This window comes from Nonomuraea sp. 3N208 (genome assembly GCF_052245935.1).
Classification (GTDB): domain Bacteria; phylum Actinomycetota; class Actinomycetes; order Streptosporangiales; family Streptosporangiaceae; genus Nonomuraea.
Genome location: NZ_JBQQBR010000024.1, coordinates 1 through 14,394, shown reverse-complemented (window position 1 = coordinate 14,394; position 14,394 = coordinate 1). Strand labels below are relative to the sequence as shown.

The following is a 14,394-nucleotide window of genomic DNA, read 5'->3' as shown; positions in this document are numbered from 1 at the left end:
CGATCAAGCGGCAAGGCGGAAATGCTACCAATAGACACCATCGAGACCCCGGTCCTTACCCTTCTCCCGCTACGTGCCGAGTACGCCGATGAGATGGCCGTCGTACTGTCCGACCCCGGCCTCTACACGTTCACCGGGGGCGCCCCACTCACCGCTGGGGAACTACGCGCTCGCTACGAGCGGTTGATCGCCGGACCTCCCGGCTGGTGCAACTGGGTGGTCTGGTCCTGTGAGGAAGAACTTCTCGTCGGATATGTGCAGGCCACGATCGACGACGGAACCGCCGAAATCGCCTGGGTGATCGGGACACCATGGCAGGGCCGCGGCCTGGCCACCGCATCCGCCAAGGCCCTGGTCGACTGGCTCAAGAGACGGGGGATCGGCACGATCGTCGCGCACATCCACCCCGACCATGCGGCGTCCGCTGCCGTCGCCACCTCAGCCGGCCTGCGGCCTACTGAGCGATGGCACTACGGCGAAGTCCGCTGGGAATGGACCGCATGAAACCCGTGTAGGGCCTCGGGCAGCCTGAGCCTCCAGAGTTCGGCGATCAGGGAGAAACTGGGACAAGGAGTGCTTCTGCCCCGATCGGGACGTACCCGGCCGCGAGAAACGCCCGGACGCTCGCCGCGTTGCCCGGAGCGATCTGAGCCCAGAGCGGATGCCCGGTGAGCTGCCTCGCCGCACCGGCAAGGGCCCGGCCCAGGCCGCGTCCCTGGCTGGCCGGATCGACTTCGATCGCGACCTCCCACCGACCGGCAACGCCACGCCCGATGATCAGAACCCCTCCCGGGCAGTTCCAGACACGCACCTCGTCGCGATACCGGCGCGCACGCTGGACACGAGGATGAGCATCGTCCATGACTTCAACCAGATCGATCGGCGGACGGCCGGCGCGGGGGCTGGCCATGGCCAGCATGTCGATGTTGTTCACCCTGCGCTCCATGCGCGCTTCCAATTCCCTGAGGAACGGTGGGTTGAGCGGGGCCGAAAGGTCCCCAACGGGAAGCCGGGAGCTGATCCACGCCTGGTCGAGGTCGGCGAAGATGACGTTGTGAGCGGTAAAGGCGATCACTCCCGCGTCACGACGGGATGGCTGCGGAACGATGGTGGGACCCGCTCCTGGCTGGGGCAGGTGCCCTCTGGCAGCATCGGCGAGAATGTCGTGCAAACGGATCATCCACCGACGGTAGGACAGTCAGTTGGTACTGCACGCCGGGCACGTACAGGCGGATGGCCAGGAATCTAGTAGATGCGGTACTTCTTGCCGCAGTTGTCGAACTTGCCGGCCCAGCAGGTGAAGGTGTAGATCTTCTTGATCCCGTGGCCCTTCCAGCTGCCGGTGGCCTTGCCGTCCCAGGAGTGGTTGAAGCGGTGCCAGGAGCCGTTCTTGTAGTACTCGAACCACACCCAGCCCTTCTTCCCGCCGACCTTGTCGACGCCGTACCAGGTGGTGTGCACGGCGCCGCCGTGGTTGAACGTCTTGCCGAAGGTGTAGGCCTTGTGGTCGCTGGAGAAGAACTTGCCCCAGCTGACCGTGGTGGTGCTGGCGCTGTGGGTGGCGGCCTGGGCCGCGGGGGTCAGCGCGAGCGCGGTGACGGCCATGGAGCCGGCGAGCGTGACGGCGGCAAGGGTCTTACGCATGATGGGTGCCTCCCCGTTCTCTGATGTGTGCGCCGGTTGATCCGGCAGCAGGGACATTACGGAGATCCCGCGCGGCTCTCTGTGCAGGAGTCCACACATCGGAGGTGATCAGTCCCACACATCCGGAACAAGCCGCGGACGAAGGGCCGGCCCCACCTCTTAGGTGCGCTGTCAGCGGATCTGGGCGCCGTACACGTGCTCCACCCTCATCACCATCAGCACCCTACGGTCGGACACCATCACCGACCGATACTCGTCCCAATTCGGGTGCTCCCCAGCGGCGATGCGGTAGTAGTCCACCAGTGCCTCGACCTCGGGACCGTAAGGATCGGTTCCCGGCCCGGTGAGTATCGCCGTGCCCTCGGCGGTGGCCCACGCCCAGCCGTCGGGGCTGGTGACCTCCAGTGCGGCTCGCGGGTCCCGGCGCAGGTTCGCCGTCTTGGCTGCTCCCTCGTTCATCGACACGTAGATGACACCGGCGTCCTGGTCGTAGAAGGGCATGACGGGGGAAAGCTGCGGGCGGCCGTCCGACTTGATCGTGGCGAGGACACCGAGCCGGCTTTCCGCGAGCAGCGTCTGTGGGTTGAACGGTGCGGCGATCATGAGCGCACCTCTGAAGGCTTGCGGAACAGCTCGATCATCGCCGCGTAGCCGTTGCCGCCATGCCCATCGGCTACCGCCCGGTCGGTCAGGGCCTTGACGAACCTCGGAAGCTCGACATTGACACCGAGGAACTCGCTCTCGTGGATGACGTGCTCCATGGCGGCCAGGTGAGTGTCGATGGTGGAATCAAGGGCCGGGTACGTGCCGTCGTCGATCTGCTGCGCGTAGCCGGACAGCCAGTCGGCCACGGTCCCGATCCCGGCCTTCGCGATGGGAGCGAACGTCGCGGCGTCCACACCCGCCGCGCCCAGCAAGGCGGCACCCTGCAGGAAGCCGTTCAGAATGTTCCACATCAGGCTCAGCACGGCCACCTCGTACAGCGACGCCAGGCCGGGGTCGCCGCCGAGGTACGTCGTTCCCGCACCCAGGCGCCTCAGGGCCGGCTCGTACCGGTCGAAGGCCGACTGCGACCCGCTGTAGAGGATGGCGGCGTCCGCCGTGCCGATGCCCTGAGGGATCGCCATGATCGCGCCGTCGAGGTAGGCGCTGCCCCGCCGCTCCGCCCACTCGGCACGCTCACGAGCCACCTGCGACGTGCCCGACGTCAGGTTCACCAGGACCCGACCGTCGAGGACCTCGCCCAGCGGATCGAGGAGCGTGTGCACGGCGTCGTAATCCGAGACGCAGACGACCACGAGCGGGCTGGCCGAGACGGCGTCGCCGACCGACCCGGCGAGCCTCGCGCCCTGCGCGACGAGTTGTTCGGCCTTCGCCGCCGTGCGGTTCCACACGGTCGTGGGGTGCCCGTCGCGCAGGAACGCTCCAGCCAGCGCCTGGCCCATCAGGCCCAGCCCTATGACCGTCACGGGAGTGTTGCCGGTATCGCGACTCTGCATCATGTGCCCCCTGGATGGGTTGGTGGTCATGGCAGAATCTTGAACGTTCACACCGGTATGAAGGTCAAGGGGGAGCGAGCATGCTGATCGGGGAGCTCAGCCGGCTGACCGGAGTCCATGCACATCAGCTGCGTTACTACGAGGCGCAGGGCTTGCTCGAGCCGAGGCGCGGCGCCAATGGCTACCGCGAATACGCCGACGATGCCGTCCTGACCGTGACTCAGATCAGGAGGCTTCTCGAAGCCGGACTGTCGACCCAGGAAATCGGGTTCATGCTGCCCTGCGCCACCGGCGCCGCCCCCGAGCTCGAGCCCTGCCCCGAGCTCCTGGACGCCCTCCGGGCACGCCTGCACGGGCTGGACGAGCACATCGACACGCTCATCCGCTCCCGCCAGGCCCTCCACGACTACATCGACGCCACAGAACAGCGTGTGTCCCAGCACTATCAGCGATGCGACTCCCCCACGCTGGAGTCGACACCAGCGTGATCCCGCTCCGGCGGACACGTCGGAAGCTGCGTAACGGGCCTGGACCTCTACCGGGTACAAGGGCTCAAATCGTGCTGGCGCGGTAGCCGCCCACGAGGCGTGGGCCGATGCGGGCCAGCGGCGAGAAGCCCTGGAGATGACACCTCGTGCGCGGACATCAGCGACGGAGTCACTTCCCCGTTGACATCGGTGTGAGTTTCCGATCACACTTGGTTTCGGACCTTCGATTAAAACGATTCAATAGCGCCGAAACCCCCTTTCCCCCCAAAGCACCACCCCGAATGGACGCCCCATGCGCAAGACCGCGGCCATTGCCCTCATGCTGGGCTTGTTAACGTTAACACCGACCCAGGCCCAGGCCCAGGCCGGGGAGGCTGACCGTGCCTTCGACTTCGGCACCTCCGACAGCGCTCTTCAGCAGGGCTACACACGCGTCACCGAGACCACCGGCTACAGCTCCGCCCAGGGATACGGCTTCGCCGACACCTCAGGTCTGACCTCGGCCGACCGAGCCACGGGCGACGCGCTCCGATCCGACTTCGTCGCCACCGGTGGCGCCACCTTCAGCGTCGACCTGCCCAACGGCGACTACACCGTCTCGCTCATCGCCGGTGACGCCACTGAGGCGTCCGACCTCGCCATCACGGTCGAGTCGATGACCAAGGTGCAGCAGACCGCCAAGGCGGCCGGCCAGTACCTGGAGATGTCCTTCGGCATCGCCCTGGTGGACGGGAAGATGGACTTCGTCTTCTCCGGGACCGCCCCCAAAATCAACTCGCTGGCGATCACGCGGCAGGCCGACCGCACCCCCGGCACGATCCCGACGGCCTACATCGCGGGCGACTCGACCGTCCAGACCTATGACCCGTACTGGGCGCCCGAGGCCGGGTGGGGCCAGATGATCGAGCAGTTCTTCACCACCGGCGTCGCCTTCGACAACCACGCCATCGGCGGCCGCAGCTCCAAGAACTTCATCACCCAGGGCCGCCTCGACACGGTCCTGCGCGCCATCAGGCCCGGCGACTACTTCTTCGTCCAGTTCGGGCACAACGACGCGACGGTCGGCATCCCCGACAGGTACGCCTCCCCCGCGGACTACAAGGAGTACCTGAAGGTCTACGTCAACGGCGCCAAGCAGCGGGGCGCGACCCCGATCCTGGTCACGCCCGTCTCCCGGCTCGACTACAACGCCACGACCGGCAAGTTCAACGTCTCCTTCCCGGATTACGTGGCGAAGATGAAGGAGCTGGCCCAGGAGGAGAACGTCGCCCTGGTCGACCTGTCCACCCTGAGCAGGGAATACCTGGACGGCATCGGGCCGGAGGCCGCCAAGTCGGTGTTCCTGCACGTCCCCGCGGGCGTCTACGGCGCCTGGCCGAACGGCGCCACGGACAACACCCACTTCCAGGAGTACGGTGCCATCCAGATGGCTCGCCTGGTCGCGGGCGGCGTGAAGGCGCTGGGACTGCCGCTGTCGGGGCTGGTGCGGGAGATCGAGCCGCCCGCCGCCGTCCCCGCCAAGCCCACCGGACTGGTGGCGGGCGGCATCTCTAACGCGGGCGCCGTGCTGAAGTGGGACGCCACCGAGTCCGCCGACGTCTACAAGGTGCTCCGCGACGGCGCCCTGGCAACGACCTCGGCGATCCCGCAGGCCTCGGTCTCGGGCCTGGCAGAGGGCAAGACCTACGAGTTCCGCGTGGTGGCGGTGAACGGGCGCGGCGACTCCGAGCCGTCCGACCCCGTGACGATCACCACCAAGCGCGCCCTGTACAAGTACGACTTCGGTCCCGCCACCGGGCCGGTCGCCGCCGGGTACACCCAGGTCACGCGGGCGACGATCTACACCCCTGAGAAGGGCTTCGGCCTCACCAGCTCCGCGAACATGATCGACCGGGACCGCGGCAGCGCGCTGGACGACCTCGGCAGGGACTTCGTGGCCTATTTCGGCGGCTCCTACGAGTTCAAGGTGGACGTGCCGAACGGCCTGTACGGCCTGAAGGCGTACGTGGGCGACCTGCTGGGCACCGCGCGAACGAACATCTCCGCGGAGGGCGGCACCGCCGTCGCCGTCTCCGGCAGCAGAAGCGTCGCCACGACCGCCATCTCCGGGATCAAGGTCACCGACGGGCAGCTGAACGTCGTGGTGTCGGGCACCACCGCCCACCTCAACGGCCTGGAGATCACCCCGATCCTGACGGCCCCCGAGGGCCTGGCTGCCGGAACGGTCTCCTTCGAAGGGATCACCGCCAGCGTCCCGTTGACCTGGACCGCGACGGACGGGGCGGCCGGCTACCGGGTCTTCCGGGCCGAGGAGGGCGACGCGAAGCCCACCCTGCTCGGCAAGGTGACGGACACCTCCTACACCGACACGACCGCTCAGATCGGCTCCCGCTACGACTACACAGTGACCGCTCTCGACCCAGCCGGAGACGAGTCGGTGCCCTCGGCCGCGGTCAAGGTCGCCACTGTGGACGACTCGGTGACGCCGCCGGCCGTGCCGCAGGCGCCCCGCCTGGGCCAGGTCGAGAAGGACAGCGTGGAACTGCGCTGGACCGGGGTCGAGGGCGCGCTGCTGTACCGGGTCCAGCGGGCCGAGAAGGAGGAGGGGCCGTACAAGCTGATCGGGAGCACGCAGGACCCGTCGTTCACCGACGACAAGGTCCTCACGACGGTCCCCTTCCACTACCGGATCGTGGCCGTCAACAGGGGCGGCGCCTCCGAGCCCTCGCCGTCGACCGCCTCGCGGGCGGCCGCCAAGCTGAAGCGGCAGATGGAGCGCCTGAACCGGGCGCCGGTCGCCGTCGCCACCGGCTCGGGGGTCTACCTCGGCTGGCGGCTGCTCGGGCTGGACGACGCCGGCCAGGCGTTCGAGATCTGGCGCGACGGAAAGAAGATCAAGGACATCACCGGCGCCACGAACCACCTCGACCCTGAGGGAACAGCACAATCCGTCTATCGGGTGGTCCCCGTGGGCGGCGACCCGACGGCCGAGTTCGGCGTGTGGAGCCAGCCGTACGCGGAGATCCCGCTGGACAAGCCGGCCGACGACTACACCAAGGACGGCCAGCCCCACACCTACAGCGCGGGCGACGCCTCGGTCGGCGACCTGGACGGCGACGGCGAGCTCGAGCTGGTCCTCGTCTGGAACCCGAGCAACGCCAAGGACAACTCCCAGGCCGGCTACACCGGGCTCGTCTACGTGGACGCGTACACGATGGCGGGCAAGCGGAAGTGGCGCATCTCGCTCGGCAAGAACATCCGCGCGGGAGCCCACTACACCCAGCTGATGGTCTACGACCTCGACGGCGACGGCACGTCGGAGGTGGTCATGAAGACCGCCGACGGCACCGTCGACGCCACGGGCACCGTCCTGGGCAACCCCAGCCGGGACTACCGCAACTCCAGCGGGTACGTGCTGTCGGGTCCCGAGTACCTGACGGTCTTCGAAGGGGACACCGGCAAGGCGATCGACACCGTCGACTACACTCCCCCGCGCGGCGACGTGGCGGCGTGGGGCGACGCGTACGGCAACCGCGTGGACCGCTTCCTCGCGGCCGTCGCCTACCTCGATGGCGAGCACCCGTCGGTCGTCTTCAGCCGCGGTTATTACACGCGCACCGTCCTGGCCGCCTACGACTTCGACGGCAAGGACCTGAAGCAGCGGTGGGTCTTCGACTCCAACACCCCCGGCAACGGCGCCTTCGCGGGACAGGGCAACCACAACCTGTCCGTCCTGGACCTCGACGGCGACCAGAAGGACGAGATCGTGTTCGGCTCGATGGCCGTCGACGACGACGGCGAGGGCCTGTACAGCACCCGCCTGGGTCACGGCGACGCGCTGCACGTCACCGACCTGGACCCGAGCCGGCCCGGGTACGAGGTGTTCGCAGCCCACGAGGACATGGGCTCCAGCGGCAGCCGCGGCGCCACCTTCAGGGACGCCGACACGGGCGAGGTGCTGTGGTCGATGCCGGCCACGAAGGACACCGGCCGCGCCGCCTCCGCCGACATCGACCCCAAGCACCCGGGCGCCGAGGCGTGGGCGGTCACCGCGACGGGCGAATGGAACTCCAGGCAGGGTGAGCTACGCTCCGCCTCCGGCGAACTGCTCGGGCAGTCGATCCCGGCTGCGAACTTCCTCGCCTGGTGGGACGGCGACCCGCTGCGCGAGATCGTCGACCACACCTACGACCAGGCCAAGGGCGTCGGCGTGGGCACGATCTCCAAGTGGGACGGCACGACGAGCAAGGAGATCCTCCGCGCGGAGGGCACCTACTCGAACAACTCCACCAAGGGGACGCCGACGCTTCAGGCCGACCTGGTCGGGGACTGGCGGGAGGAGATCATCTGGCGGTCCCAGGACAGCACCAAGCTGCGCCTCTACACGACCGTCGACGTGACCGACCTGAGAATCCCCACGCTGATGCACGACCCGGTCTACCGGCTCTCAGTGGCGTGGCAGAACGTCGGCTACAACCAGCCCCCGCAGGCGGGCTTCTTCATCGGGAACGGCATGGCCGCCCCGGAGGCCCCGCGCATCATCTACACGCGGGCGCGCTAGCCCGTACCCGGAGGACCTCCGCCGTGGTGCCGGACCCAGGTTCCGCACCACACGGAGGTCCTCCCCTCGAGTCGGCGACGTACCTGATCCGTCATCGCCATCGCCGGTGAATCCGACTCGGTGACTTCGACGAACGTCCATTCCACGTCGTACGTCCCCCAGACCCACTGCACCGGCCTGCCGACCTCAAGCCGGCCACTGCCTTTGGTGAACCAGAACTGGGTCGTGAGGTCCGGGTTGACAGTGGCCCCGGACACCTCCGCGGAGGAGCATCGCGGTCTTGGCGACCGGCACCCGGGTGAGCTTTAAGCTTTCCATGGTCAGTCCCTTCCGGCGACGTGCAAGCGACTCAACCGGAGAGGAGCGCATCAGTGCCCACCACCCACGCGGCCCGCATGAGCGGACGGAACTGGGTCCTGCTGCTCGTGCTGTGCGGCACGATCTTTCTTGAGGGCAGCGACGTCGCCATGCTGGCCGTCGCCGTCCCCGCCATCCGCGCCGACCTGGGCCTGACTACCGGTACCGCCGCGTGGGTGATGAGCGGCTACGTGCTCGGTTACGCCGGCTTCACCCTGCTCGGCGGCCGGGCCGCCGACCTGCTGGGCAGGCGGCGGATGTTCCTGACCTGGCTCGGCGTCTTTCTGGTTTTCTCCATGCTGGGCGGCTTCGCGACCGACGGCTGGATGCTGGTCTTAGCCCGCTTCGTCACCGGCGTGGCGGCGGCCTTCATGACCCCCGCGGCTATGTCGATCATCACTACCTCTTATCCGGAGGGGCCACAGCGCAACAAGGCCCTGCTGGTCTTCGCCGGCGTCGGCGCCGGCGGCTTCTCGCTGGGCCTCGTCATCGGTGGGCTGCTGACCGAACTCGGCTGGCGCTGGGTGTTCTTCGCCCCCGTATTCCTGGCCGGCGCCATCCTGCTCGCGGCGCTCAAGCTGCTGCCCGCCGAGGCCCGCCCCGAGCCCGCGCAGCGCGGCTACGACCTGGCCGGCGCGGCCAGCGCCGCCGCCGCGATGCTGCTGCTCGCCTATGGCATCGTCCGGATCGAGCATCGCGGTGAAGGGCTCGGGCTGACCCTCGGCGCGCTCGCCTCCGGGCTGGCGCTCGTGGCGGCCTTCATCGTGATCGAACTGCGTGCCAAGGCGCCGCTCGTCCGGCTGGGGATCTTCCGCAAGGCCGCGATGGTGCGGGCCAACGTCGGCGCGCTGCTCTTCCTGGGTGCGTTCTTCGGCTTCCAGTTCATCGTCACGCTATACCTGCAGGAGTTGCGCGGCTGGTCCCCGCTGCAGACCGCGATCGCCCTGATCGTGATGGGCTGCGACGCCGTGCTGGCACCCATCCTCACACCCCGTCTGGTGAACCGGTACGGCTATGCCCGGGTGATCTTCGGCGGCTTTTGACCGGAATCAACGGGCGAAGTTCGGGGACGTTGCCGTCTCCACTGCCGTCACGATCCTTTCAGCGGGATCTCGTCGCCTGACGCGCTCCACACCCTAGGATGCGGATCGTTACACGCAAAGATGATCCCGTTATCTACATGTGAGACCTCAACGAGATCGAGAGGTGTCCTCTCAACAGGGTCCCTCACGCTCTCGTGAAGCTCGACGATCACATGCGTGCCAAGAGGAATGACGAGTTCAGTCCCCCATGGTTCGAAGATCAATGTTGTCTCATTGTGGACGGCGCTAACGGTGAGCCGTATGGCGTTGGAAGGCTTCGGGGGCAAGGTCGGCACGTTCACGCTCCGGTTGCTGGTGCGATCAAGCACATTCTCTCCTGCCTGGACGTGGCGGGCGGGAAGATCGGGCTCACCTCAGCCACACGCGCGCATTGCCGTCACGATGGAGATCTACACGCACGGAGATCAGGAAGCACACAGGGATGCCATCGGAAGAATCTTGGGAGAGCTCTTCGGGGACGGGTAGCGTTGCCGTCTCTACTGCCGTCAAAGCCCCGTCCGGATCCTTCCGTTCTAGCGGTCGTCGCAACACCCCAGCTTGGGGAGTGCGATGGAGTTCGAGATCCGCGAGATTCGGACGCCTCAGGGGCGGAAGAAGCTAACCCGAGAGCGGGAGGCATACTTCCGCCTTATGGATCAAGGGTTCAGCAGCCAGGAGGCGTGCCGGATCGTCGGGATCAACCGGCGGACCGGGAAGCGGTGGCGGAACGGCTCGGCGCCGAACAAGGCGAAGAAGAAGGGGGCACCGCCGGTCAGACGACCGACGGTGCCCCCTTCTGACGCGTCCCGCTACCTGCGAGAAGACGAGCGGATCCACATCGCCGACCGGGTGCGGGAGAAGGCGTCGATCCGGGAGATCGCGCGCGAGCTCGGCCGTGCGCCCTCGACCATCAGCCGGGAGATCCGCCGCAACCGCCACCCCACAGGCGGCCAGTACCGCCCGCACGCGGCCCAGGCCCGCGCCGACGCGCGCCGGCCCCGCCCCAAGCCCAGCAAGATCGGCCAGAACCCGGAGTTACGGGCATACATTCAAGACCACCTGCACCAGCGCTGGAGTCCCGAGCAGATCGTCCAGAGCCTGCGCAGGACCTTCCCCGAGCGGGCGGCGATGCATGTGTGTCACGAGACCATCTACCAGGCGCTCTACGTCCAAGGCCGCGGCGAACTGCGTCGCGAGCTGATCCGGGCACTGCGCACCGGCCGCACGATGCGCAAGCCGCGCCGCCTGGCCCAGCAGCGTCAGCCCCGCTACAGCGCGCCCATGGTCATGCTCAGCGAGCGACCGGCCGAGGCCGATGACCGGGCCGTGCCCGGCCACTGGGAAGGCGACTGCATCATCGGCAAGAACGGCAGCTCGGCCATCGGCACCCTGGTCGAGCGCACCACGCGCTACGTGATGCTCGTCCACCTGCCGATCGACCGCAGCGCCGAGCGCATGCGCGACGCCCTGCTAGACACGGTCGCGACGCTGCCGACCCATCTCAAGCGCTCCCTGACCTGGGACCAGGGCAGCGAGATGGGCCGCCACCACGAGTTCTCCGTCGCCGCTGACATGCCGGTCTACTTCTGCGACCCGGCCAGCCCGTGGCAGCGCGGCTCCAACGAGAACACGAACGGCCTGCTGCGCCAGTACTTCCCCAAGGGAACGGACCTGTCGGTCCACACCCGCGACCAGCTCGACGCCGTCGCTGCTGAATTGAACGCCAGACCCAGAAAGACGCTCGACTGGGAAACCCCAGCCGAGCGACTCGCTATGCTGCTCGCAACCACTAATTGATCATGCGTGTTGCGACGACCCCTGGAATTCGCCATCATCCTGACGGGGCTTCTAGCTGGGTGGGGCTACCAGGACTTGAACCTGGGACCTCTTCCTTATCAGGCAACTCGAACACTGTCTCGTCTCGGGAGCGGAAAGACTGCCGCCTGCGACGACGGGCCGCCAACGTTCGCTGACGTCCATCTTGATCTGCGGCCGTTGTCACGCAGAACGTCACTCATCTGAGACACCGCCTCCTTCATCAGCACGTCCCGCAACGCTCCTGCGTCCTGCCGATGTCGAGCAGCCCAAGGGTGAACGACCTCTCGACTGCGAGCTAAGCGACCAGATCGGCCAGATTGGCCATGGCGCTAGAGGTATGTCTATGTACCTTTGTCCGAAAGACATCGAGTACCTGATTGGCATGTGCGAGCCTATTGCTGACTCGCTGACCTCAGCTACGGTCATCCCAAACTCGAATTAAGCCGTGAGGCACCCGTGCCCGAATCGAACGCTCCAGCTCATTGGCTCTCTCGTGACACCCGCCTAAGAAGATCGCTGGAGAGGCTCGTACTGGCAGAGCTTTTTACAGACGAAATTCAGTCGGCATCCAAAGATCTCGCCATTAACCAACAACGACTAAAAACCATTTCTTTCAGCATGCTCCTAGATCTTCCCATCAACGAAGTTCAGGGCTATCGCGCCTACAAAAGGGCACTTAATCAGTTCAACACCACAGTGCAGGAATTCATCGACCGAGCCTCACAAGATATGCGCACGGGACTTCTGCAGCGAGTTGCCAAATGGGCCAGCGCGACAGGATTCCTCATGATAATGCTCGGAGGATTTCTTAGCATTTGGCTTACCTTCTTCAGCTCCGTCCGCGATCTGGGACTTATGGCATTACTCTTGGCTGGCCTAGCGACGGGCACAAAGACCGTGCTTTCTCGCGAGCGCGGCGTAAGTGCGCTTCTAAAAATATACGATCACGATGCTGCTGCGGTCTTGAAGAAGACACGCGCCACCCTCATCAGCAGAGTGCAGACGAGTGGACTCATTATCCGGCTGCTACGCCTCGCCATAAATGAGGCGCGCGAGGATCGACTTACGCAACAGTTCGCCGTCACCTCAAGCCCTGGACTGAGCGACCTACATGGAACTGAATATTATGTATCTACGTCAGCATATGAGCGGGTTGACGAACTTGTCGAGATGCTACAAGGCGGAAGCATCGGGATCGCGGGACAGCGCGGCGCAGGCAAGTCCGCCCTAATACGCGCCTATTGCCGAGTCGGGAGCCACAGTTATCCAAGCGACGTGAGCTGCCTCGTATCTGCACCGGTCGATTACGTAGCCCGCGAGTTTGTTCTTTATCTATTTGCAGCCTTATGCCGGGCAGTCCATTCGCGCTTCCGCCATCCGAGACGCAGTTGGAAACGGCGACAGACAGCATGGAAGCGTCAAATCACGTGGAGTAAACGCCTGCTATGGCTAGTCGCTGACACGATCTACGGCCTTGGCGTCTTTACGTTCAAGCTGCTCTGGACGGTAGTGCTGCTGCTTGTCGGATTCTACGCCAACTTGTCACCATTTCTATCATTAGCAGCCATCACACTCGGACTCTCTGTCGTGACCTGGACCACATATCGCGACGTGCGCAACATCCTGGTACGCGAATTATCCTTCCGTGCGGAGCGACGGCTTCGCTCACGTGCGAAGCGCAACTTAAAGCGTATTCGCTATCTCCAGACACGCACATCGGGGTGGAGTGGAGGCCTCAAGCTCGGTATAGGGCTAGAGGTGCAAGCATCACACGGTTACGCAAGCGCAGAGCAGCCGTACACCTATCCCGAACTCGTCCGAGAGTTCCGTGCCTTCACAGAGACCGTAGGCCGTCATCTTCGCCAGACGGATGACCAGCTTTTCATCGGCGTCGATGAGCTAGATAAGATAGGCTCCGGCGAGCAGGTTGAGAGATTTCTCAATGAAATCAAGAGCGTCTTTGGAGTACCCAACGTATACTTCCTCGTATCGGTGTCGGATGATGCTCTTATGGCCTTCGAGCGCCGAGGTTTTCCATTGAGAGATGTTTTCGATAGCGCCTTTGATGAGATCATCCGAGTCGCACCGCTTACGTACGCTGAGTCTCGCCGACTTCTCTACGAACGCGTTATAGGGTTAACCGAACCGTATGTAGCCCTGTGTCACGTACTATCTGGCGGCCTAGCACGCGATCTAATTCGGGTAGCTCGGCAAGTTATCCGGATCGGAAGCGAGAAGTCGTCACTAGCCGAAATCTCGGAGCGAATCGCCAGGAACGAAATTTATGGCAAAACTGTAGCGGCACTCACAAATCCTGCCGCCAGGGATGCGACTGCACTACTACGGCAGCTTCATCGCCTGGCTCACGACATCAGATCTGCCGTGCCGATAGAAGACCTACTCGACGAACTAAGTTCCAGCACCGAGGACGAAGCAGAAACGGCGCAGGCTCTTCGGAAAGAACTAGCGACATACATATATTTCTGCTTAACGGTAAGTGATGTTTTCGACCAAAAGCTCGCCAACCATAACGTTGCCATGGCTACAGATGATGAAGCCTACCCTGCTACTTTCAACTACATGGCCTCGGCACGCCTAGCGTTTGGAGTCAACCCCGAACTCGCCGCACGACTGATCGATGATTTTCGGCACAGCTGGGGACTACACGTTCCGGGATACCTAACCTAAACGTCCGCCGCAACGTGGGATTGATCGGCCGAGAGGCCAAAACCGCAGGGCCACCATGCGCAAGTGCTGAAACACCAGGGGGCGCCGGTACCGCCGGGGACCGTGTTCCAGCAGTATCCAGGAACTGCACTGACGTGATCTCAGCCAATTGCCGGTAGGTAGTCGTGCTCGAAATGGGTGAGGACAAGCGCTGCGCGGGCGATGTCGCCGATTCGGCTGGGGCTGACGGTGATGTGCTGGAGGGTTCGCCACCGGCC

The 14,394-nt window shown here is 65.2% G+C and carries 10 protein-coding genes; 6 read left to right on the top strand and 4 right to left on the bottom strand.

Annotation, left to right across the window (positions count from 1 at the left end; translation table 11 throughout):
- The first annotated feature begins 21 nt into the window (after positions 1-21).
- Complete coding sequence (locus ACTWPT_RS32440; protein ID WP_443181309.1) at positions 22-504, top strand: GNAT family N-acetyltransferase; 483 nt, start codon at positions 22-24, stop codon at positions 502-504.
- Positions 505-550: 46 nt separating this feature from the next.
- On the opposite strand, the gene ACTWPT_RS32435 is transcribed toward ACTWPT_RS32440, so the two are convergent.
- From ACTWPT_RS32435 to ACTWPT_RS32420, 4 genes are all read right to left on the bottom strand, one after another.
- Positions 551-1,180, bottom strand: coding sequence for a GNAT family N-acetyltransferase (locus tag ACTWPT_RS32435; RefSeq protein ID WP_443181308.1), 630 nt, complete (start codon positions 1,178-1,180; stop codon positions 551-553).
- Between the two features lie 65 nt (positions 1,181-1,245).
- Positions 1,246-1,644: a hypothetical protein gene (locus ACTWPT_RS32430; protein ID WP_443181307.1), complete on the bottom strand. Its 399-nt coding sequence runs from the start codon at positions 1,642-1,644 to the stop codon at positions 1,246-1,248.
- A gap of 171 nt (positions 1,645-1,815) precedes the next feature.
- Positions 1,816-2,247, bottom strand: coding sequence for a PPOX class F420-dependent oxidoreductase (locus tag ACTWPT_RS32425; protein WP_443181306.1), 432 nt, complete (start codon positions 2,245-2,247; stop codon positions 1,816-1,818).
- On the bottom strand, positions 2,244-3,173 hold the full coding sequence (locus ACTWPT_RS32420) for an NAD(P)-dependent oxidoreductase (protein WP_443181305.1): 930 nt from the start codon (positions 3,171-3,173) through the stop codon (positions 2,244-2,246). Before ACTWPT_RS32420 ends, ACTWPT_RS32425 begins: the two co-directional genes overlap by 4 nt.
- Positions 3,174-3,223: 50 nt before the next feature.
- Between ACTWPT_RS32420 and ACTWPT_RS32415 the strand changes: the two genes are divergently transcribed.
- The 5 genes from ACTWPT_RS32415 (at position 3,224) to ACTWPT_RS32395 (ending at position 14,137) form a co-directional block, all read left to right on the top strand.
- Positions 3,224-3,631 carry a MerR family transcriptional regulator gene (locus ACTWPT_RS32415; protein ID WP_443181304.1) on the top strand — a complete coding sequence of 136 codons (408 nt, stop codon included), beginning with the start codon at positions 3,224-3,226 and terminating at the stop codon, positions 3,629-3,631.
- 292 nt (positions 3,632-3,923) lie between these two features.
- Positions 3,924-8,192, top strand: coding sequence for a rhamnogalacturonan lyase family protein (locus tag ACTWPT_RS32410; RefSeq protein ID WP_443181303.1), 4,269 nt, complete (start codon positions 3,924-3,926; stop codon positions 8,190-8,192).
- Positions 8,193-8,563: 371 nt separating this feature from the next.
- A complete protein-coding gene (locus tag ACTWPT_RS32405; protein WP_443181302.1) occupies positions 8,564-9,592 on the top strand; it encodes an MFS transporter in 1,029 nt (342 codons plus the stop codon).
- A gap of 609 nt (positions 9,593-10,201) precedes the next feature.
- Entirely contained in the window at positions 10,202-11,428 is a 1,227-nt protein-coding gene (locus ACTWPT_RS32400) for an IS30 family transposase (RefSeq protein ID WP_443181301.1), read from the top strand.
- A 477-nt stretch (positions 11,429-11,905) separates the two neighbouring features.
- On the top strand, positions 11,906-14,137 hold the full coding sequence (locus ACTWPT_RS32395) for a hypothetical protein (protein WP_443181300.1): 2,232 nt from the start codon (positions 11,906-11,908) through the stop codon (positions 14,135-14,137).
- The last annotated feature ends 257 nt before the right edge of the window (positions 14,138-14,394 follow it).

Excerpts from the sequence above, each read along its gene's own strand:
- ACTWPT_RS32440 (WP_443181309.1), top strand. The coding sequence starts at position 22 with ATGCTACCAATAGACACCATCGAGACCCCGGTCCTTACCCTTCTCCCG.
- ACTWPT_RS32435 (WP_443181308.1), bottom strand. The coding sequence starts at position 1,180 with ATGATCCGTTTGCACGACATTCTCGCCGATGCTGCCAGAGGGCACCTG.
- ACTWPT_RS32430 (WP_443181307.1), bottom strand. The coding sequence starts at position 1,644 with ATGCGTAAGACCCTTGCCGCCGTCACGCTCGCCGGCTCCATGGCCGTC.
- ACTWPT_RS32425 (WP_443181306.1), bottom strand. The coding sequence starts at position 2,247 with ATGATCGCCGCACCGTTCAACCCACAGACGCTGCTCGCGGAAAGCCGG.
- ACTWPT_RS32420 (WP_443181305.1), bottom strand. The coding sequence starts at position 3,173 with ATGACCACCAACCCATCCAGGGGGCACATGATGCAGAGTCGCGATACC.
- ACTWPT_RS32415 (WP_443181304.1), top strand. The coding sequence starts at position 3,224 with ATGCTGATCGGGGAGCTCAGCCGGCTGACCGGAGTCCATGCACATCAG.
- ACTWPT_RS32410 (WP_443181303.1), top strand. The coding sequence starts at position 3,924 with ATGCGCAAGACCGCGGCCATTGCCCTCATGCTGGGCTTGTTAACGTTA.
- ACTWPT_RS32400 (WP_443181301.1), top strand. The coding sequence starts at position 10,202 with ATGGAGTTCGAGATCCGCGAGATTCGGACGCCTCAGGGGCGGAAGAAG.